The organism is Cognatundibacterium aquatile (assembly GCF_014699135.1).
GTDB lineage: Bacteria > Pseudomonadota > Gammaproteobacteria > Burkholderiales > Burkholderiaceae_D > Undibacterium > Undibacterium aquatile.
Map to the genome: position 1 here is coordinate 447255 of NZ_JACOFT010000002.1, position 22481 is coordinate 469735.

Annotated in this window: 14 protein-coding genes; 6 read left to right on the plus strand and 8 right to left on the minus strand. The window is 50.8% G+C overall.

The window, feature by feature from the left end; translation table 11 throughout:
* Positions 1-21 precede the first annotated feature (21 nt).
* The 4 genes from H8K26_RS06360 to H8K26_RS06375 all read left to right on the plus strand — a co-directional run bounded on the left by H8K26_RS06360 (position 22) and on the right by H8K26_RS06375 (position 4854).
* Entirely contained in the window at positions 22-495 is a 474-nt protein-coding gene (locus H8K26_RS06360) for a MarR family winged helix-turn-helix transcriptional regulator (protein WP_190478189.1), read from the plus strand.
* Positions 496-578: 83 nt separating this feature from the next.
* Positions 579-2072, plus strand: a complete 1494-nt coding sequence (locus H8K26_RS06365; protein ID WP_223826875.1) for an efflux transporter outer membrane subunit — start codon at positions 579-581, stop codon at positions 2070-2072.
* The gene (locus H8K26_RS06370; protein WP_190478191.1) at positions 2069-3292 is read left to right on the plus strand and encodes an HlyD family secretion protein; all 1224 of its coding nucleotides are present in this window, start codon (positions 2069-2071) and stop codon (positions 3290-3292) included. The genes H8K26_RS06365 and H8K26_RS06370 overlap by 4 nt, the downstream gene beginning before the upstream one ends.
* A complete protein-coding gene (locus tag H8K26_RS06375; protein WP_186883424.1) occupies positions 3292-4854 on the plus strand; it encodes a DHA2 family efflux MFS transporter permease subunit in 1563 nt (520 codons plus the stop codon). Before H8K26_RS06370 ends, H8K26_RS06375 begins: the two co-directional genes overlap by 1 nt.
* Positions 4855-4872: 18 nt before the next feature.
* On the opposite strand, the gene pbpC is transcribed toward H8K26_RS06375, so the two are convergent.
* From pbpC to H8K26_RS06410, 7 genes are all read right to left on the minus strand, one after another.
* Complete coding sequence (pbpC, locus tag H8K26_RS06380) at positions 4873-7080, minus strand: penicillin-binding protein 1C (RefSeq protein WP_449662277.1); 2208 nt, start codon at positions 7078-7080, stop codon at positions 4873-4875.
* A 74-nt stretch (positions 7081-7154) separates the two neighbouring features.
* A complete protein-coding gene (locus H8K26_RS06385) occupies positions 7155-12947 on the minus strand; it encodes an alpha-2-macroglobulin family protein (protein WP_190478193.1) in 5793 nt (1930 codons plus the stop codon).
* A 4-nt stretch (positions 12948-12951) separates the two neighbouring features.
* Positions 12952-14838 carry an MFS transporter gene (locus H8K26_RS06390; RefSeq protein WP_190478195.1) on the minus strand — a complete coding sequence of 629 codons (1887 nt, stop codon included), beginning with the start codon at positions 14836-14838 and terminating at the stop codon, positions 12952-12954.
* A 176-nt stretch (positions 14839-15014) separates the two neighbouring features.
* Positions 15015-15749: a polysaccharide deacetylase family protein gene (locus H8K26_RS06395; protein WP_190478197.1), complete on the minus strand. Its 735-nt coding sequence runs from the start codon at positions 15747-15749 to the stop codon at positions 15015-15017.
* A complete protein-coding gene (locus H8K26_RS06400) occupies positions 15746-17065 on the minus strand; it encodes a hypothetical protein (protein WP_190478199.1) in 1320 nt (439 codons plus the stop codon). The genes H8K26_RS06395 and H8K26_RS06400 overlap by 4 nt, the downstream gene beginning before the upstream one ends.
* Positions 17066-17078: 13 nt before the next feature.
* On the minus strand, positions 17079-17771 hold the full coding sequence (lolD, locus tag H8K26_RS06405) for a lipoprotein-releasing ABC transporter ATP-binding protein LolD (RefSeq protein WP_190478201.1): 693 nt from the start codon (positions 17769-17771) through the stop codon (positions 17079-17081).
* The gene (locus H8K26_RS06410; protein WP_190478203.1) at positions 17764-19020 is read right to left on the minus strand and encodes a lipoprotein-releasing ABC transporter permease subunit; all 1257 of its coding nucleotides are present in this window, start codon (positions 19018-19020) and stop codon (positions 17764-17766) included. The genes lolD and H8K26_RS06410 overlap by 8 nt, the downstream gene beginning before the upstream one ends.
* A 57-nt stretch (positions 19021-19077) precedes the next feature.
* On the opposite strand from H8K26_RS06410, the gene H8K26_RS06415 reads away from it, so the two are divergent.
* Positions 19078-20109 carry a hypothetical protein gene (locus tag H8K26_RS06415; RefSeq protein WP_190478205.1) on the plus strand — a complete coding sequence of 344 codons (1032 nt, stop codon included), beginning with the start codon at positions 19078-19080 and terminating at the stop codon, positions 20107-20109.
* Positions 20106-21797, plus strand: a complete 1692-nt coding sequence (recJ, locus tag H8K26_RS06420) for a single-stranded-DNA-specific exonuclease RecJ (RefSeq protein ID WP_190478207.1) — start codon at positions 20106-20108, stop codon at positions 21795-21797. Before H8K26_RS06415 ends, recJ begins: the two co-directional genes overlap by 4 nt.
* Here recJ and H8K26_RS06425 read toward each other — a convergent pair.
* Positions 21767-22453, minus strand: coding sequence for an alpha/beta hydrolase (locus tag H8K26_RS06425; protein WP_190478209.1), 687 nt, complete (start codon positions 22451-22453; stop codon positions 21767-21769). The two genes, recJ and H8K26_RS06425, sit on opposite strands and share 31 nt — an antisense overlap.
* Positions 22454-22481: the final 28 nt, after the last annotated feature.

A 22481-nucleotide genomic window follows, 5' to 3' on the forward strand; every position in this document is an offset into this window, starting at 1 on the left:
AAGCAATGATTATTTAATCAAATGACTGACGAAAAATCCTCCTTACAGTTTGATGCAAGCCACGTTGAAGACAGCGTGGGTTACCTGATCGCGAGAACCAGAACGATGTTATCCCGCGCCGCTGATGGCGCTTTGCGCTCGCGTGGTATCACACATTCACAAGCCAGCGTTTTTTTAATGCTGGGTCTCGGTAAATGCCATACTGCGGCGGATCTGTCGCGTGACTTATTCATCGATTCGGCTGCAATGAAAAGAACGCTGGATAAACTGGAGTCCAAGGGTTTTCTGCTCAGAACGCAAGACCCGGCAGATAAACGCCTTTTCAAGCTGGAACTGACCGCGAGTGGCAAAGAAATGGCCGCACAACTGCCGCCTCTTTACAAAGAAGTTCTTAACATCGGTTTTACCGGATTTTCAGAAGAAGAACTCGGCTTTCTGAAGTGTCTGTTGCGCAAGGCACTCGCAAATCGCCCTTTGTTAGAGTCGTCAAAATAATCATTGCACAGGCAATTAAATTCATTAGCAGCGATACCAACTGTGAACATACAAACCAAATGAAACCTCCTGAGATAAACAAGATGAACAGCAAGCATATTGCTTATCATGCGATGGCTGCCGGAGTGCTGGCACTGCTTTCTGCATGTGTCAGCTTTGACGGCATACAAAGTCAGTCACAACTCAAGTCGATAGCTAACGAAGGAAATTCCGGCATATTTGCGCAACAACAAGGCCTGTGGCCGGCCAGTGACTGGGGTGTTGCGATTGGCGGTCAAGAACTGCAGTCCTTGATTGATGCAGGCTTAAACAACAACCCATCTCTGCAGGCGGCGAGCGCGCGTATCAATGCGGCACGGGCAGTCAGTGCTGCGGTCAGTGCCAACACCCTTCCCTCGGTTAACGCAAGTCTGGACAGCACTTACCAACGTTTTACCGAACACGGGCTGATCCCCAAACCGCTGGCCGGTAGTTACGAAAGCAATAATCAGCTGGCACTGAATGCCAGCTATGAACTTGATTTCTGGGGCAAACACAGCGCAGAAATGCGCACTGCCGTCTCGCAGGAAAAAGTCGCTGAAGCAGAGAAACAAAGCGCACGGCTGCTATTGAGTAGTGCGATTGCCCGTAGCTGGTTGCAACTGGCGCGCCAATATCAGCAACTCGCGCTGAGCGAACAACAACTTGCCGTTCGTGAAAAAATCGATCAGCTGACATTACAGAGGCTGAAAGCAGGACTGGAAACTAAATCTGAAATTCAACAAAGTTTGTTGCAAATTTCCAGTATCAAAAACGATATCATCAGCTGGAAAGAAGCCATCGCCTTAACGCGCAACCAACTGGCTGCATTGCTAGGCGCAGGGCCAAAACGCGGGCAGCAAATTCCTGCTCCTCGTTTGCAGACAAATATGGCGATTACAGCTCCCGCCAATCTGCCACTGGAATTAATTTCAAGAAGGCCGGATATCGTTGCAGCGCGCTGGCGTGTCGAAGCTGGTCAGAGCGAGATTGATCTGGCGAAAAATCAGTTTTACCCCAACATCAATATCGTCGGATTTGCCGGCTTATCCAGCCTGGGTCTGGATAATTTTGTCAAGAGTGGCAGCAGTATCGTCGGCGTAGGGCCGACAATACGCCTGCCGATTTTTGAGGGCGGTCGTCTGCGCGCGCAATTGAAGAATAAAGTCGCAGGCTACGATGTCGCTGTTGCCACTTACAATCAGAGTCTGACAGATGCATTGCATGAGGTTGCAGATCAATTGCAGACCTTGCAAACCAGCGAAGCGCAAGCGAAACAGCAGGTCATCGCAGAACAAGCAGCCAAAATCGCCTTGCAACTCGCACAGCAACGACAAAAAGCAGGGACAGCAAACATGCTCCCTGTATTAGCCGCAGAAACGACGCTGCTCGCGCAGCAAAAATTATCACTGGACATCGCTATTCGCCATACGGACAGTCAGGTTAATCTGATCAAAGCACTCGGCGGTGGCTATGGCAGTAAGACCGAAAGCATCGCATCGGCGAATTCAACATCCAACAATTTCACAGTACCTAACAAACCGGAGGCAGCGCAATGAACGCTCCAGCACAAAACACGAATCCCCCTACCGCGCCTGCAATTGAAGCTGCACCGGACAAAAGCAAGCGCCGCGGCCGCCTGCTCGTTGTTACCGCCGTTATTGTGATCGCCGCAATTGCGTACGGAGCATGGTGGGCACTGGTTGCCCGTAATTTTGAACATACTGAAGATGCGTATGCAGCAGGTAACGTCATCCAGGTGACACCGCAGATTGCCGGCACTGTCGTTGCGATTCATGCTGACGATACCGAACTGGTGCAGGCTGGAAAACCTTTGATTGAACTCGACAAGACAGACGCCAAAGTCGCGTTGGAGCAAGCAGAAGCGCAACTGGCACAAACTGTGCGTGAAGTGAAGGTGCTGTTTGCTAACAATGCCAGCCTGCAAGCGAATATCGACGTACGCAGCACGGATGTTGAACGGGCAAAATCCGATCTGGCGCGCCGTCAGACTTTACTCAGCTCCGGTGCAATTTCTACCGAAGAACTGGAACACGCTAAAAATGCGCTGAAAACAGCAGAGGCTGCGTTGCTGGCTACGCGCGAACAGTTAAGCTCTAACCGTGCACTGACCGAAAATACGACCGTCACTCAGCACCCGAATGTGCTGCGTGCTGCCACTAAAGTACGTGAAGCAATGCTGGCATATAACCGTGCCTCTTTACCCGCCCCGGTCAGCGGCTATATTGCGAAGCGCGCAGTACAAATCGGACAGCGTGTCAATGCAGGAGCGCCGTTATTGTCTATCGTTCCTTTGAATTCACTGTGGGTCGATGCCAACTTTAAAGAAGTACAGTTAGCCCATATGCGCATAGGCCAGGATGTAACCTTGCATTCAGATCTGTATGGCAGCGACGTCGAATATCACGGAAAAGTCATTGGGCTGTCTGCGGGTACAGGCTCTGCGTTTGCATTACTGCCGGCACAAAACGCCAGTGGCAACTGGATTAAAGTGGTGCAACGTGTTCCCGTGCGTATCTCTCTTGACCCGAAAGAATTGGAAGCACATCCGTTGCGCATCGGGGTTTCCATGCAGGTACAGGTCAATATCTCTCAGCAACAAGGAGCACCGGTCACGGCAAATGCGGCAGCCCGCACCACACCTGCTTATCAGACCAGCGTATTTAAACAAAACGGCAAAGATGTTGAGCAACGCATCGCTTCGATTATCAACGCTAATTTATCCACAGCAAATACAGCTAACGCCAAGGCAAAGTAATGAGTACTGCATCCCGCGCTGCTCATGCAGCGCATCCGCCGCTGAAAGGTGCACAGTTGGCAATGGGAACACTTGCCCTGTCGCTGGCGGTGTTCATGAATGTACTTGATTCGTCGATTGCTAACGTGTCGATTCCGGCCATTTCAGGCAACCTTGGCGTATCACCGCAACAAGGCACTTGGGTGATCACCTCGTTTGCCGTCGCCAATGCGATCTCGGTTCCGTTAACGGGCTGGCTGACCACACAGTTCGGGCAAGTCAGATTGTTCATGACATCGATATTATTATTCGTGTTATCGTCCTGGCTGTGCGGTATCGCACCGAATATCGAGACACTGATCGCGGCGCGTATTTTGCAGGGTGCGGTTGCTGGTCCGATGATTCCACTGTCCCAATCTTTGCTGTTATCGAGTTACACCCCGGCCAAGAGTTCGATGGCGCTTGCGCTATGGGGCATGACGACGCTGGTTGCACCGATTATGGGGCCTCTGCTTGGTGGCTGGATTTCAGATAATTACACCTGGCCATGGATTTTCTATATCAACATTCCAGTCGGGCTATTTACTGCATGGGCGACATGGTCGATTTACCATAAGAGAGAATCAACCATCAGGGCGTTGCCGATTGATAAGGTCGGTCTGTTTCTGCTGGTGATCTGGGTCGGCGCTTTGCAACTGATGCTGGATAAAGGCAAGGAACTCGACTGGTTCAATTCAGGTGAAATCATTTTACTGACCGTGATTGCCGCCGTTGGACTGATTTACTTCATCATCTGGGAAAAAGGACAAGACCATCCCGTCGTTGATTTATCTTTGTTCAAAGGACGAAATTTTTCCGCGGGTGTCGTTGCTATTTCTGTTGGCTATGGCCTGTTTTTCGGCAGCCTCGTTATTATGCCGCTGTGGTTGCAAACGCAGTTATCGTACACCGCGACTGAAGCAGGAAAAGTCATGGCACCGGTTGGTATTTTTGCGATTTTATTGTCACCTATCATCGGGAAAATTTTACCGAAGGTGGACGCACGCCGGGTTGCATCGCTCGCATTTTTGGGATTTGCATTGGTTTTTTTCCTCAGAGCTCGCTTCAACACGGAAGTCGATACGATGTCGCTGATGATTCCAACGCTGATTCAGGGGGCGGCAATGTCGATGTTCTTTATTCCACTGACATCGATCATCTTATCCGGTCAGCCACCGGAAAAAATTCCCGCTGCATCCGGCCTGTCCAACTTTGTCCGGATTATGTGCGGTGGCATGGGCGCCTCAATTATGACAACGATGTGGGATAGTCGCAGCACGATGCATCACGCGCACATCACTGAAAGCACTGGCTACGCTTCACCGGTATTCGTGCAGAGTATGCAAGGCCTGACGCAGCAAGGAATGTCTGACCACGCTGCGTATGCGGTTCTGGACAGAACCATCAGCGTACAAGCCAGCACCATGGCAGCAACAGATATTTTTTATCTGTCAGCGTTTATGTTTCTCGGCCTGATCGCGCTGGTCTGGTTGACCAAGCCGAAAAAATCGTCGGCACCGGTTGATGCAGGTGGTGCGCATTAACAAAGATGAACGGGTCAACTAGCGTTGGCCCGTTTTTTTATTTGAGACCAGCGTTGCTCCACGCACTTCAAAGCTGACCTGATCCAGCAACAATCCCTGAGGCGTCAGCAAACTCAGCACATGCTTGCCGGGGATGGGGAACCAGTCATACCTTAAAGTTTTCTCTTGCTGCGAACTGATGACAGTCATTGTTTTTAAACGTTGCCCATCCAAAACAAGAACCTGTCCATCGCCGGCAGAGACAAAGCGCATGCGTTGCCGTTCCGGCGGAATATCCGGATCGACAGCCACGATCATTCCTGACTTAGGATAGGTTATTTTTGTCTGTATCTGATCTGAATGCGCACGCACAATCTTGTCCTGCGCTGTTCCTTTTAAAAACAACTCATTTCTGGCGGCTTCAATCTCGTCAGAAAAACTGATGTGACGTTGCTCAACACCGTCGGGCAATAGGCGTTTCCCTGCCCTGACCGGCTGACTATCTTTGTGCAGATAGTGCATGATTTCCTGCCAGACCGGTGCCGCACCGGTGACACCGGAAACATCCCACATAGGCGCGCCGGAAGCATTTCCCACCCAAACCCCCACGGTGTAACGCTCAGAAAATCCTATGCACCAGTTATCACGCATATCTTTCGATGTACCGGTTTTGACGGCACTCCAGACCCGTGTTGCCAATGCGTTTTCTAATCCGAAAGTCATGGCTCGCGCGGCTCTGTCACTCAATATGTCGCTCACAATATAGGATGCAGCTGTATCCATCACTCTCATTGAAGATGGGCGTGGGTCGGTATTTCTGTATCGAGGAGCACTAAAACTTCCCTGATTCGCCAGACTACGATAAGCATTCGTCAAACTCAGCAAACTGACATCCGCGCTGCCTAAGGCGAGGCTGTAGCCGTAATAATCGCCCGATTCACGCAGTTGCAACCCCAGCGCTTGCAAACGTCTGAAAAACACTTCCGGTTGAATGCTGATCAACATCCTGACAGCAGGAATGTTCAGTGAAGACGCCAACGCCGTCCGCGCACTGACCAGTCCTTTAAAATGTTTATCGTAATTCTGCGGAATATATAAGCCGTTGCTTGTCGTCAGATTGACCGGCGTGTCATCAATGACCGAGGCCGCTGTGATCAGACGTTTTTCCAAGCCCAGCTCATACAAAAATGGTTTCAAGGTAGAACCAGCCTGGCGCAGTGCGACTACGCCATCGACATGGGCGGCATCGGATAAGCTACCGCTGGAACCCACCCATGCCAGAACATCGCCACTGGCGTTATCCAGAACAAGAATAGCGCCGTCCTCAACATTGCGATCGACTAAGGCCGATAACTGGCGAGTCAGACTGTCTTTCGCATACGCCTGCAAACGGGTATCCAGCGTCGATGTGACGCGACGTGCATCCGCCGTCAGGACTCTGCGCGCAAAATGCGGCGCGAGATTTAATCCGTTCTGCGTTGTTGTGTACATGCTGTTGGTTGCCACACCTGATTTACTGCTCAGATGAGAAAAAGCCAGCGCAGTCTGCCCTTCCAGATTGACACAGAACTCAGGGTGTTTTTGCTCACGTAGGATATGGCAAGCCCGTTCACTGACCTTGCTGACACTGGCGTTCGGGCCACGTATCAGCGCAACGGCAATGGCTGCTTCAATCTGATCCATGCCACTCGGATGCTTGCCGAACATCACTCTTGCGAGTGCATGCGCACCAACGATTTCACCGCGAAACGGCACCAGATTCAGATAAGCTTCCAGAATCTGATCTTTACGCCACTGACGCTCCAGCCATTGCGCAACAATCGCCTGAGAAATTTTCTGCGAGGTGCTGCGGGCGGATGAGCGACGCCGTAAATCTTCTTCCAGCAAACCAGCCAGTTGCATCGTGATGGTGGACGCGCCGCGTGTTTTCGTATTCCATAAGTTTCCCCAGGCAGATGCCGCTACTGCATTCCAATCAACGCCGGAATGTTGATAAAAGCGTTTGTCTTCGGATGCGATCAGTGCGCTTCTGAGTGCCGGGGAAATATCTTCCAGGCTGACCCATGCCAGTTTGCGCTCTCTGGCATCCACCCGCATCTGCTGAAGAATAACGTCGTGCCTGTCGAGCAACACGGCATCTGAGGATAAATACCGCGCTTTGACATCCTGATAGCTGACCACCGCATAAACATTGCCACTGCATAACAACAGCAATGCACTCAGCCAATAAACGAACTGACGCAAAATATTTCCTACAAAATCAAGCACCTTAACGCTGCCGGAGAACAATTGCGTCAGTCGGGATAAAGATAAAAACCGTTTCACTTCACTATCATCAAGGCATTTGGCGACTCACCAAACATTTCCGGTGCGTACATGGCTTCCACTCGGGTCGATGGCAGATGAAATTCACCTGCATTATTCAGTCTGACCGTGTAAGACATACTGAATTTACCTTTAGGAACAAACTGATAGTAACTTCTGAAACTGTCAAAACTACGCTCTTCATATGCCAGCCATGCCTGTCCAGAGCTGCGCTCGGCAGCAGTCGCAATCGCAGAATCGCGCCCCAGGCCTGAGCCCAACAAGGTCGCGCCAGCGGGGATAGGATCGGTTGCCACCACCCACGTCATATCCGTTTGCGCATCAATATCAATGTTGATGCGCAAAATATCGCCTCGCTGATATTTTCCGGCTTGTTTTTGCTCCACAGGCGTCACCGTTTTCGTGATCCGGTAACCGCTGGAAAACGCTGTTTTCAATGGCACGGCTGCCAGACTTTGCAACTGCAACCACGGCTTGCCCTTGCCATCATGCGTCGCTTTCAGGTTCGTATCAGCAGCAGCTGTCTGCGGCCACGGTAACAACAATTTCCCCCCGCCATTCGCTGGCCAGTTAAAAGTTTGCGAATTCAATGCTGGATTTGCCGCTTGCTGCAAACTGATGCGACTGGTACCACTGACTTTTTCAGCTTCGAATTTTTTCGAAAACTTCTCCAGTGCGAGTAATCCCCAGACATTGGCGGTAGTCGTCATCCAATGCCCACGTACCTGTCTTTGCAATGTACCATTGAGTATCTTAGGCAAATCATCACGCCACGCCGGATTGTCCATCATTGCCAGCAATAAACGATTTGCATTGACGTCGCTATTCCCCATCAGCCACCACCAGTAATCATCGCGCTCGGTAGAAAACCCCATTCGCGTGCCCTGATAGTTGAGCCGGCTGCTCAAGATCTGTTCTGCTTCTTTCATTGCCACAGTCCGTTGTGGCAATGTGCTGCTTCTTTGCAGTATCAGATACCAATCCAACACCGCGCCAGTTGGCCATTGGTTAGGCGTGATTTGCACCGAACCCAGCATTCTTGGTTGGACCAGGTTATAACGGGATAAGGTTTCCAGCGCCGCCAGCTTACGTACATCTAAATCCTTGCGCGGCGACCAGAAATCACGGGTAATCTTACCCTCTACAAAAGCTTGCAAGCCTTGCAGCATCTTATCCCTGAGGGATTCGGGTATCGCATAGCCTGCTTCCTGCGTTGCCGACAAAAGGTAGGCAGTCAGCGTATCGCTGCCCAGCCTTTGTCCACTGTCTGCTGGGGGGTAGTAATACGCCAGACCATCGGCATCCAGATAAGTCGGCAATTCATTGACGACCTTTTGCCACATTCCCGCATCACGCAAACCAATGGCTCTTGATGTTTTTTGCTCCAGGCAGATGTACGGATAGTTTTCAAAATACCGGCGCAAACCATCGCTACCACTAATCAGGCTGGGCAGGAAAGAAACCGCGATACCACCCCGACCGGGCAAACCGTCTGCGGGTTTAACCACCGGTAAAGTCAAAGGCTTATCAAGCTGAATCAGCATCGCTTGTTGTACTGTTACCGGAGTCGCAGGAATCAGTTTTTGTACGAATTTCAGGCTATCTTTCGCGCCCTGATTAGTTGCCCCCTGCTCCAGCGCACTGAATTCCCACTGCAATTGCTGACTTTGCACATCGGCACCGAGCAGCGGCACTTCAACCATCCAATTTGCTTCACGTGCCTCGCCTGCCGGTATCTGTAATTCTTGTGCTGGCAATAATGCTGCGGCAGCATTGGTTTTCGCTTGCAGCATCACTTTCATCGCACGGCTTGTCGTGTTACGCACGGTCAGCATTGCATTGTAATGATCACCTTCACGTACCAGCGGCGGCAATCCTGAGACGATTTGCAGATCCTGCGTTGCCTTGATGCTGGTCGTTCCAGTACCGAACATGCCATCACCACTTTGCGCGACAGCCACAATCCGGAAACTGGTCAGGGCATCGTTGAGTGGCACATCAATCTGGGTACGGCCATTGGCATCAAGCTGTACCGCAGGCTTCCAGAGCAACAGCGTATCAAGCAACTCTCTGGTCGGTGATTTTCCCCCGCCGCCACCGGCAGCAACCGCTTTGCGGCCATAGTGACGTTTCCCTATCACCTGCATTTGTGCAGTGGCTGTTTCTACACCGTAGCTACGGCGTTGCAACAGCGCCGCCAGTACATTCCAGCTGTCGTTCGGCTGCAGTTCCAGCAAGGCTTCATCTACCGCAGCGATGGCGACTTCACCACCGGCAGCAGGCTTACCGTCCGGCAGCCTGACTTGTATACTGACCTTTGACGTGGCGCGGATAGGATACGCTGGCTTGTCGCTGCTGACTGTTACTGCGAGTTGCTGCGCAGCGATACCGACATTGATTTCCGCAATGCCATATTTATACGCGGGTTTCGCCAGGTCAACCGTCGCACCGGGTGCCTGATACTCACGGAATTCACTCCACCAATTGAGAGGTTCTTTCCATCCCCAACTGAAGAAGGAATACCACGGCACTTCACGCATACGCCCCCGCACTGCCAGCACGGACACATACACGTTCGGGCCATAACTGGCTTTGACCGGCACCCGGATAGTCGGATCCCGGCCATTCAATTCAACTACCATGGTGTCGATCACGCCTTCACGCTCAATCGCAACCAATGCGGTCGCTGAACGGAAAGGCATGCGCACCTGAAAGCTAGCAACATCGCCAGCCTTATACTGTTTTTTCTCCGGCAAAACATCCATGCGATCCTGATTCTCACCATCAAACCAGACATCGCCTTTGCCTGTAACCCAGAGCGAGGTTTTTGCATAAGAACTCCGCCCCTGATTATCAGAAGCTTTGACCTGCAATTCGATATTGCCGGATTCTGTCATCTCAACTTCGCAGATCAGTAAGCCGCGTGCGTCAGACTTGCCTTTACAAAGCTGACCTAATTCCTTGCTCGATTCTGCATTTTCATACGCATAAAAACCACCGACAATACGACGCCGATGTGAATCATTGTGTCTCGCAATACCTGTAATGACTAACGGAACGTCAGACATGGGCTTGCCATTGGTATCAAGTGCAATCGCAGTAAAACGGGTTTTGTTTTTTACCGATACCCAGTCTTCATTTTTGATACCGGCGACGACAGCCGCTGGCCACACCGGAATCACGCTACTGATCGTCTGTATTTCGCCATTCGGATCAGCATAGGTCATTTCAGTGAGTAACTCTCGCGGACGCCGTATCTCTGGCAAAGCGCTCAATACTGTTTTGCCGCTACCGTTTTTATCCAGCGTAACCGGAAGCTTATTCGCAACGATTTTTTGTTCATCTTCGTTACTGTCATTGGTGTAAAAAGAGAACTGCTCATAGTCTGGGAAGTGCAGCATACGGTTACGTAACAGGCTGGTCACTTGTACCGATAAGCCTGATGCACCGCCACCGTTCAGATAATTCAATTGCAGACCCAGCGGCAACTCTTTCGGCGTGATGTGCGGGCCTTTTGCCGGAATCACGCGTCCTTGCAACAGTGGCAAGCGGAACTCTTCGACACGGAAACCACCGGTGTAATAAGTCTGATCACTATATCGATAATCCTCGTTACCACCTTCATCATTGGTCGCCGCCAGTTTAACGTTCCCTTTATCAAGGATAATGTCATAGCGACCTAATTTTGCCTGCGCGGGAATTGTGAAGGTATTCTCAGCCGCATTGCGGCCTCTCCAAACCACGGAAAACTGAAATTCCTGATTACTTCCCTGATGCACAATACGCAAACGATTTGGCAATTGCTCTGTTTTGACCAAAGCCAGACCATGCATAGTTTCAGCACGAATCAAATGCTTCATGGACACCGTTTCACCGGCTCGAAATAAACTGCGATCCAACACCGTGTGTGCTTTCACCGAGGCGCTTGTATTAAACTCGGTCGGCAAATTGAAACGATACGATTCGATACCGTTATTCCATGACGATAATGCGAAGGCCATATCAGCACGGCCTTTTTCATCCGTCTTACGCGCGCTCACAAAATAGCCATTAATTTTTGACTCGCCACGCTTACCTTCAACACCGGCCTCATTGCCCAGACATCCGCTGAGTGGCTTTGCCAGCATCGCTATGCCATTGACATCAGATCGTCCTTTCCAGATGGAACGACCAAAGCAATCGGAAATCTGTATATCTGCATTCGCCACTGGCTTGCCGTTATCCAGCCGGGTGACCCAGACCGCAGCATTTTCCCTGCCAGATTTCAGATGTACTGACAGATTCGTGACCAACGCACTGGTGCGCACAAACATCGGTGCGGGCTTGCCGAGCAGAGCAGCACCTAATCTTTGCGACTCGAGTTCAAGTACATAAAAACCCGGCGCTTTAAATGGAATACCAACAATTTCAAATGGCCGGACACTATCTGTATTTGTTGCCGGCAATTCCAACTTGCTTGCTTTTGCTTCTTTACTCAGCAATCCTATGCTGCGGGTTTCTATCAATTGATTGTTCTTACTAATCGTCGACTCATGATAACGATTCAGCTTGCTGAGCCACTCAATAATGGCCACATCCTCATCCACCTTCAGATTAGCCAGTTGACCTGGGGCGACTTTTCCATTCGCCGAACGTGCCACTAATGACGCTTCGACGTTTCTCAGGGTGACGGGCAAGGTTGCGTCGGCATTGAGTTCAACGATGCCGAACGGCGCTGCCGGGAATTTCGCCAGCGGCGGGAAATCGGCGGTCATCAGCTTTAATGGAAACTGTGCCGCATTTGACAAACTGCGACCGCTATCGTCCTTGAGCGCGGAAGGCAACTCTATGCTCAGCTCAGATTTCTCAGCAAAAGATGGTTTAAAACTGAGATAGGTAATCAGATCCTCACCATTCTCTTTAGGCAATTCAGGTTTTACAGATCCTTTGGCACTTTTTAGCAGAATTTTTTCTGCAAACTTGCGCTGTATGCCTGCACTGAAATTCATTCTTATCGGCAAAATCGGTGTGCACGCAGCGTTGGCATTTTCACGTTCACAAGAAACACTCGCGGTGAACGCAGGGCGCACTTTAAACTGGAAGCTTTGTGCACGCGTAGAGACGATGCCGCTGGTGCTGACGATTCCCTTATCCCAGACAATTTTCACTCCGGCTTCAGCGGGAAATTTTTGCTGGCATTGAATAGTCGAAATTTTATTGGCATCCGCTTTCTGGGCAAACTCTTTGAGCAGCAGATGACGTGTCTCGCCAGTCACGAATTTAACCGGAACTCGCTCGTGTATGCCCTCAATTTCGCAGTACACATGCTGGCGCAGGCTAGCCTCAGTGGCCGCGCCAGACTGATGAAGGATGAAAATTTGCTCTTCTTCAATATCCGATTGTGCATAAGGATTGGTGCGTACCACTGCCGGCCCACCGGTATTGAATTGAAAACCGGTTTTACCTGTCAGCACCGCCCCCGACTTCGTTTTAAACTCAGTTTTCAGCGTAAATGAACACTGGCTACCGACCGGCAAATCCTGAGTGAAATCATAAACCCAGTTACGCTCATCAGCCCACCGACCACTGCCGCTGACGGCGTCGCCACTGCATTTGATGTTAAATGGCTCCCCGGCTTTCGGGTCGCCGAATGCTACGGCGGCTTCTGAGAAAGTTGCTCTGACTTGCCGGATCTGAGCAATCTCACCTTGCGGCGTAAAACGCGTTATCGTTGCTGCTTCAGCAACCGGCAGATTGCCGATGGCGAGCAAAGTGGCAAACGCGCATATTGATTTGATCAGGCTAGCCATCTTTTTATCTCCAGTCGCCACGCAATTGTTTTACTTTTGCTTGCAGCACCAACGGTGTTACTTCTGACGCCGTCATTTCTTCACCAACCACTAATTCCAGTTTTGAAAAAGGCCCGCGCCGGAATGCACGCTCAAAGGGGTTGCCTTTGTCGCGCGTGAAAAAGCTCCCCCATAATCCTCGTAACGCCATCGGATAAACAGGTACCGGCGAGCGCTCCAGAATTTTCATAATCCCGCCTTTGAACTCATTCATGTCGCCCGTATGCGTCAGCTTGCCCTCAGGGAAAATACAAACCAACTCCCCTTCATGCAATGCCTGAGCGATATCGATATAGGACTTTTCCATCAGCCACGGGTCTTCTTTGGCCGGCGCAATCGGAATCGCTTTCGCCGTACGGAATATCCAGGACAAAAACGGAATTTTAAAAATCCTGTGATCCATCACAAAGCGAATCGGACGCGGACTGGATGCCCCGATCACAATCGCATCCATATAAGAAACGTGATTACAGACCAGCACCGCGCCACCTTCGAGTGGAATACTATCTGTATTGACGGTTTTGACCCTGTGCACAGTCTGAATCAGCAACCATGCCACAAAACGCATCAGGAACTCAGGCACCAGACTGAATATATAAATGGCGACAATCGCATTCAGAATCGCGGTCGCCATGAAAATCTGTGGAATCGTAAAACCATTCTTCAACATCAGCATGGCCGACAGAGACGCAACGACCATGAACAGCGCATTCAGAATATTCATACCGGCAATAGTCCGCGACAGATGTTTCGGGTCGCAACGTGTCTGAATTAAGGCAAACAAAGGAACGATATAAAAGCCGCCAAAGACACCGATCATGACGATGTCAAACAAGATGCGCAAACTGCCTGTCTGTTCTAAAAACCGCAAAAAATCAACACCGGAAGTATTGATATAGGCGACGCTGGATAAATACAAATCAAAGCCAAACACCGATAAACCGATAGAGCCAAATGGCACCAGACCAATTTCAACTTTATGGCCGGACAGTTTTTCGCATAGCAAGGAACCAGCGCCTATCCCGAACGAAAAAAAGGTCAGTAACAGCACGAAAACACTATGGTCGCCATGCAGATAATTTTTGGCATACGAAGGAAATTGCGCCAGCAATATGGCGCCGTAAAACCAGAACCAGGAATTTCCCAGTAAGGAAAGAAACACAGGCCGGTTCTGTTTACTGAAACTGATATTGCGCACCGTTTCCGTGGCGGCATTCCAGTTAATCTTCAATTCCGGTTCCGGTGCCGGTGAATATGGAATTCTGCGACTCGTCAGGTAACCAATCACCGCAACAATGACCGCACCAGCAGCAACCAGTTCTACTCCCCATGGTTTATGGGTAACCAGCATTGCGCCCAGAATCTCTCCCAGCAAAATACCAACAAACGTTCCCATTTCTATCAGGCCATTACCGCCGACCAACTCATCTGTTTGCAAATGCTGCGGTAAATACGCATATTTCACGGGGCCAAACAAGGTTGAATGTATTCCCATACCAGCCACCGCAGCGATCAGCACCCACAGGTTATGGCTCATCCAGCCGAATGCTGCGACCAGCATAATAATAATTTCCAGCAGCTTAATTTTCCGCGCCATGCCGCCTTTTTCGAATTTATCGGCAAACTGCCCCGATGTCGCAGAAAACAGAACAAACGGCAAAATGAATAAGCCCGGAATGAGATTGTTCAGCAAATCGACATCCATGTTCGCCCAATTCAACGCGTCATAAGTCAATATGGTCAACAGCGCTATTTTGAAAAAATTATCATTAAATGCACCAAAGAATTGCGTCCAGAAAAATGGGGCAAAACGTGGTTGGGTAAGCAGCGCGAACTGACTGTGTTTGCTCATAAAGTTGCTCGTTAAAAAAGGCGAAAAGGAAGTGTGAGATTGTAACTGACAAGATTGCAAAATAAGTAAGCATCTGTAAATTCAGCAACAATGAATAAGCCTGACCAGTTAATCTGTGACTGTGGTCAGAGACAGCGCAGCAGCATGACATGAAGTCAGGAAACCGCAATGGAAATTCAGGATTGGAAAAAAGCGATCGCTTTTTCGACGGTCAGAATGCGGCAAGAGGACTGGCTTGCTATCCGCAATGCCATTTCCAGTTGTTCCGGCGTTGTGCCCCACGGACCAGGCTCATTCCTGACCTCATGAGAATAAAAAATCAGCCAGCCGCCTTCATTTGCAGTTTGCTGAATCAGTTGTAATACCGTATCAGCATCAGTCTTATCCGCATATAAGGCTTGTGCGCGCAAGGCGGATAAATCCGCTTTTCCTATGTGTGTGCCACCACCCGTGATGCGGTTATACAAGAATCGTTTCGAAGCCGCTATTTTGCTGGGCAAATCGTAGGCGCCAAACGGGAATGCAAATCCCCTATTCGGCAAATGATGCGTCTCAAAAAACGCCTGATTGCGCTGCCAATCCTGACGCAGAGCAGAAAGACTATTGTTGGCGCAGTTCATGTGGGAATAAGTGTGGCAGCCAATTTCATGGCCATCTGCAACGAGCTTCTGCAAATCTTTCACGCTGTGGCAGGTCTGCCCCTGCTCTGTACCGTCAGTTAATTTGCCACAAACGTAAAAACTGCCACGTGCCTGATAGCGTTCCAGTATTTCTGCGCCAATATGACAAGCGCTGGCCGGCACATCGTCAAACGAAAAACTGACGACACCTTGTTGCTTGCGCAAATTGATCCACCGCCCTGCGAGATGGCGTGCGGCAAAGCGGCTGGCTTTTTTGTACAAGGACATCATTCGCGTATCGGCTCTGTGGCGCTTAAAGATTGTTGATAACGCTGCAAACCTAATCGTGCAGCGCTGCCGGGTAGATTCTCAAACGTATATTCTATGCCAAGACGGACGACCCCTTGCCTGAGTTTGATATCGTCAGCAGCTCTGTCCGTTTTTTCGTAAAAGCTGTCGAATAAAAGCCGGAAACCACGTTCAAACTGGTAACTCGCACCAATGCCGATTCGTTGTAATTTCTCTTTGCGGGAAAAATTATTGTCGGGTCTGACCAATCTGGGAATCAGCTCCTGATCACTATTCTGCAGTAAGGCTGAAAAATTGACGTTAGTTTTATCCGACCACTTCCACAACGCGTCAACGCGTGCGCCTTTACTGACCACATACAGAATTGAGGGGTCAACGATCGTAAATGGTCTGTCGAATAGCTGCAAATCCAGCCTTAACATTGTTGAGTAATGATAAGTACCACGCCAGATCGCGTTAAATAAACGGGTATCACGTTCGTGCAACACATCATAGCGGCGACGTATCAGCCCCAGATGGGCGCTGGTGATGGTCTTGATGCTATAGCGCCACTCACCATCCAGATACAACTCCGTTTCTTTGTATTTTTTATCCAGATCCCGCACTTGCGCTGGCGTTCTGTCGGCAAAACTGGTCTCAGATAAACGCGTCCCCGCCTCGATACTGGAACCCGTTGGCGACATATAACGCAAACCTAGCTGCTGACCGCGTTCGTCAAAGTTATATAACTGGTTCAGGTCCAGATCGTAGTTCAGCGCATTCCGAAACAGGCTCGCACTAAGCATCCAGTCGTCATCTGGTTTTATTCTGACGTCTGCTCCGGCACGGCGCGAATGCGCGATATCCCGCTCCGTCAGACTGCCATTAATGTACTCAAACAAACGTTTATCTTTACCGGCATATACCCTGCCACTGACAGACTTACCTGCCTGCCAATCAAAAGCAGCGTCCGCCGCGCCTGGTTGATGGTCAAGCTGACGGTATTCCTTGTAATGGCGATTTCCGAGAGAGCCGCTGAGAGTCAGGCGCGTCTGATCAGACAGCAAAGGGATGATAGCGCCGGCGCGGATATCGCTTGCGTTAACAGTCTCGGTCAGTCGCTGTATCTGTTCCTGCTTACGCCCGCCGCCGACCTGATCGTCATAAAAGCGAAATGGATTAGTATCCCGGGACAGTGAAGTTTCTAATTGCAACACCAGTTCCGTGGTCGCGAACGCAGGCCATGAGCTCAGCACAAACAGACAAGCTACACCCGCTTTTTTGTACTTGCTATTGAACTGCGTCGCCGTCCGCTTCATAGACTCAGCAACCTTATTGCTGTAGCAGACCCTGTTCCGATAAACGGAACACGCGATCGCAACGTCCAGCAAGCCCGGCATCATGGGTCACAATCACAAAAGCGGTACCCAATGTTCTGGATAATTCCAGCATCAGTGCAAATACCTGTTGAGCAGTGCCGCTGTCGAGATTGCCCGTTGGTTCATCTGCCAGAACACATGCTGGCTGCGTCACCAAGGCACGTGCCAGAGCAACCCGTTGTCGCTCGCCACCAGATAACTCACCCGGCACATGCGTGACTCTGTGCTCCAACCCGACTTTGGTCAGTATCGCCTGCGCCTGCTGGCGCGCCTCCGCACGCGGAATACGGCGAATCAGCAAGGGCATTGCGACGTTATCAAGCGCAGAAAATTCCGGCAATAAATGATGGAACTGATACACAAAACCCAAAGAACGATTACGCATCACGCCACGCACAGACTCGCTCAGGTTTGCAAGATCTTCACCCAGAAGACGAACCTGACCTGTCGTCGGGGTATCGAGGCTACCTAACAGATGCAACAACGTCGATTTACCTGAGCCAGATGCGCCGATAATTGCGACGCGCTCTCCTGCATTGACTGTCAGATCAATTCCCTGCAACACCTTGACCGCTTCCGCGCCTTCATTGAAGGTTTTGCCAAGCTGGGTACAACTTAAAATTGCTTTCTCTGTGAAATTACTCATAACGCAAGGCCTCCGCCGGTTTAACGCAGGCTGCTCGCCAGCTGGGATAAATAGTTGCGGCAAATGCCAATACAACCGCCATGCTGCTGATTTGCCAAACGTCTGCCCAACGCAGATCAGACGGCAAAGCACTGATGAAATACAGATCTTTCGGCAGGAAATTGACGCCTAACAAATGTTCGATCGCTGGCACAATCACATCAATATTCAACGCCACCAGAACGCCGAGCGCGACGCCTAAACCGGTACCGATCAGACCAACGAGTCCGCCTTGTATCATGAATATTTTCATGATCGAACCTGGAGAAGCGCCAAGTGTACGCAGGATGGCAATATCCGCCTGTTTATCGGTGACAGTCATCACCAGCGTGGAAACCAGATTAAACGCAGCGACAGCAACAATCAGCGCCAGAATGATGAACATCATCGTCTTTTCTGTTTTGACGGCAGAGAAATAGTTACGGTTTTGTTGCGACCAATCGCGGATCAGCAAATCACCGGTCAAGGTTTGCGACAATTCCAGCGCGACCTGCGGCGCTTTTAACATATCCTTGATACGCAGACGCAAACCGGAAGGTGCAGACAGGCGGAAAAATTTCTGCGCATCTTCGATCTGCATAAATCCCATGCCAGAATCGAATTCATAATGCCCGGCATCAAAAATGCCGACCACATTAAATGCTTTCAGACGCGGCACCATTCCCGCTGGCGTCATCTGTCCTTCGGGTGCCGCCAGTGTCACTTTGTCGCCGACTCTGACATGCAAACTGCTCGCCAGCGCCGTACCCAGAATAATATTGAACTCTCCCGGTCTCAGGTCTTCCCATCTTCCGACTTTGATTTTTGTCGCCACTTCCGACACTTTCGGTTCCTGATCAGGCAATACGCCACGCAGAATCACGCCGCGCATCACATCATCGCGGATAATCATCGCCTGCCCATCAACGTAAGGCGCACTGGCGACAACAGAAGAATTTTTCTGCGCCTGCAGTGCCGTATTTTTCCAGTCCGGCATAGAACCGGCTGCGTCAAATACTTCAATATGTGACAGCACCGATAACATACGGTCGCGGACTTCTTTCTGAAATCCGTTCATCACCGACAGCACGATAATCAGCGCGGCAACACCGAGTGCAATGCCGAACATAGAGATCATGGAAATGAAGGAAATGAAGCTATTACGACCACTGCGACGTCCGGCACGCGTGTAACGCAGACCCACTAGCCATTCAAAAGAGAGATTTTTCACTGCAAATGTCGTTTCAAGGAATTAAGGCAGACAGAAGTTTGCCATACAATACGCTCTATGAAAAATTTAGAACTGATATTGCCGTTCAGCATACCCCCGTCCGGACTGGAAAATGATCTGCTCAAAGCGATGCAAACGCCTGCACTGGCTCGCTTGATTGCATCTGCAAAGCGCATGCCACTCAGGAATATTGATCCATTTGCCAAAGCACTGGTACATGAATATTTTCTGGCAAACGAACTACAAGGTGCACACGACTGCGACCCGCCAGTCACGTTAAACCGTATGCAGAACATGGGTTTGCAGCCAGTCGATGGGCGCTGGTTCACACTGCAACCGGTGCATATTCATATCGCCCGTGATCATTTGGTTCTGACTGACCAACGACGACTCGACATCTCAGAACAAGAATCGCGCGTTTTGTTTGAGATTGCAAAAACAGCGACCGACGAAGCAGGGATGACACTACAGTATGGCGACGCATCGACCTGGTTTCTGCGCGCTGATGGCTGGACTGGTTTAAAAACAGCCAGTGCTGATGCGGCCTGCGGCCATAATGTCGATATCTGGATGCCGGATGGCGAACATGCAAGAGCGTGGCGCAAACTGCAAAATGAAATTCAGATGATGTGGTTCGCACATACGCTGAATGATGAGCGTGAAGCGCAAGGAAAAAAAGCCATCAACTCGGTCTGGCTCTCTGGCGGTGCCGATACGCTGATGCAACAAGAAAAGCGAATCGATACAGCACGGTCGTTTGCCGATTTGCTGTCTGCACCGGATTTGCAAAATCTCCAAAACGCACAAAACAATGCAACCACAACAGACACGACCTGCGTCTTACTTGAACATTTAACTGAGTCTGCAATCAATAGCGATTGGGGACAATGGCTGACGCAAATGCAGACATTGGAAAACGACTGGTTTGCGCCTGTATTGGCAGCCTTAAAAAGCCGCCAGCTCAACAGCATCACAATGCACTGCTCTGATGCACATCTGCTTGCCAGCTTTAAGCTGACGCCGTGGTCGCTGCGTCAATTCTGGATCAAACCCAGCCTGCAAGCACTTTTCACACTGAAGCCTACATGACCCGCATTACCACCCGCCCCTATTCCCTGCGTGAATCAGAAATGCTGCGGCAAAACGGCATGCACCCAGTGTTAGCGCGCCTGTATGCAGCACGTGGCGTGCTGAGCGAAACCGAATTGAGCACAGAATTAAGCGCATTGCTGCCGCCATCGGGCTTATTGCAAATAGAAAAAGCGGCCGTCTTTCTGGCGGACGCGATCGCAGCACGTAAGAAATTAGTCATCGTTGCCGACTATGACTGTGACGGCGCCACGGCCTGCGCGGTCGCCATTCGCGGCTTGCGTATGCTGGGTGCGAATGTTGATTACATCGTGCCGAATCGTTTTGAATACGGCTATGGTCTGACACCGGAAATCGTCGCGCTGACCATACGCGAAAAATCACCGGATATCATCGTCACCGTTGACAACGGCATTGCCAGTGTTGACGGCGTTGCGGCAGCGCAAGCGCAGGGCATCGCGGTACTCGTGACCGATCATCATTTACCCGGCGAGCAGTTGCCCGATGCCGAAGTAATCGTCAATCCGAATCAACCTGATTGCACTTTCGGCAGTAAGCATCTGGCGGGCGTCGGCGTGATGTTTTATGTGTTACTCGCGCTGCGGGCAGAATTGCGCAAACGCGGCATGTTTGACCAGCAACAACAGCCCAAGCTCGATACCCTGCTTGATCTGGTCGCCCTCGGCACGGTTGCCGACGTCGTGCGGCTTGACGCCAATAACCGCATCCTCGTTGCACAAGGACTTAAACGCATGCGCGCCGGACGTGTTTGTGCGGGCATTGCAGCGCTATTCAGAGTCGCCGGTCGTGAACCGCGTAATGCCAGCCCGTTTGATCTTGGTTTTGCGCTCGGCCCACGCTTAAATGCCGCTGGCCGGCTTGCTGACATGTCGCTGGGCATAGAATGCCTGACGACCGACGACGAAGGCCGTGCCTGGCAAATCGCACAAGAGCTCAACGGCATCAATGCCGACCGCAAAGATATTGAACGTGACATGCAAGACGTAGCGCTGCTGCATCTGGATCAGTTCGAACCTGCAGCCAGCCACACCATTACCGTGTTTGACGAAAGCTGGCATCAGGGTGTGATCGGCATCGTCGCCTCACGGCTCAAAGATAAGTTTTATCGCCCCACCATTACCTTTGCGCCCGGTGGTGATGGCCTGATCAAGGGCTCTGGCCGCTCTATTCCCGGCTTTCACCTGCGTGACGCACTCGATCTGGTCTCAAAACATGCACCGACACTGATACAGAAATTCGGCGGACATGCGATGGCTGCGGGGCTGACCTTACGCCATGAAGATTTACCCGCATTTCAGCAAGCCTTCGAGGCCGTGGGAAAAAGCTGGTTGCAACAACATCAGTTAGAAAGAATCATCGAAACCGACGGCCCACTCGAAGAAGCCTATTTCACCACCGACTTTATCGCCTTAATGGATAGCCAGGTCTGGGGTCAGGGTTTTCCGCCACCGGTGTTCTGCGATGACTTTAAACTGATCTCACAACGCATCCTGAAAGAACGTCATTTAAAACTGGTGCTGGAAAAAAAAGGCGTTCGTTATGACGCCATCTGGTTCGGCCATACCGACACCCTGAGCGAGCATGTGCATGTGGCATTCCGGCTCGATGCCAACGAATACAACGGCGTCACCAGGGTTCAGTTATTGGTCGAGCATATTGAATGCTGATGCATCAGAAACTGCACGACGGCATCCGCCGCCAGCACCATGTTTTCTGCTGACGCACGTGCAAGTAACTGCGTATCCGGCGTGTGAATTTGCAGCAGATGATCACCGCGCAGCAGTGTTAAGGTGATATTTGCTACAGCGTGATTCGCGACACGATGCACGCTAGCAACCCTGCACTGAGGATCATTGTCACCATTGATGATCTGCAAAGGGCGGGATTCTGCGAGCAGACCCGGGTAATATGTGTCGGTAACATCGCATGGCTGCCCCTCTTGCATTTCATCGAACAAGGGAGTCATCAGCACGCCGCTTTTCAATTCAGCGTCTTCGCGCAGTGCCTGCCAGGCAACGATGCTACCGAATGATTTTCCGACGACATGCACTTGCGCTGGCAATACGCGTGATTTTGTCCGCAACTGTCCTATCACTTCTTTTAGCTGTTCCAGCTCATCCTGTAATGCGGATGATGGCTGGCCGGCGAGCGGATCGCTTTCGTAGAAACGCCAGTTAAAACGACATACCGCAAATCCCGCCGCGACCGCTTTATCCGCCAGCAGACTGAATAACTCCCTGTGCATGGCGTAACGTAAACCTGGGGCAATCACGATTGCGGGAAAAAAGCCGCTACCGGCGGGAAAATCGACAATGTAAGTCATGTTTCTATCGTTTCAGGTTTAATTCAGT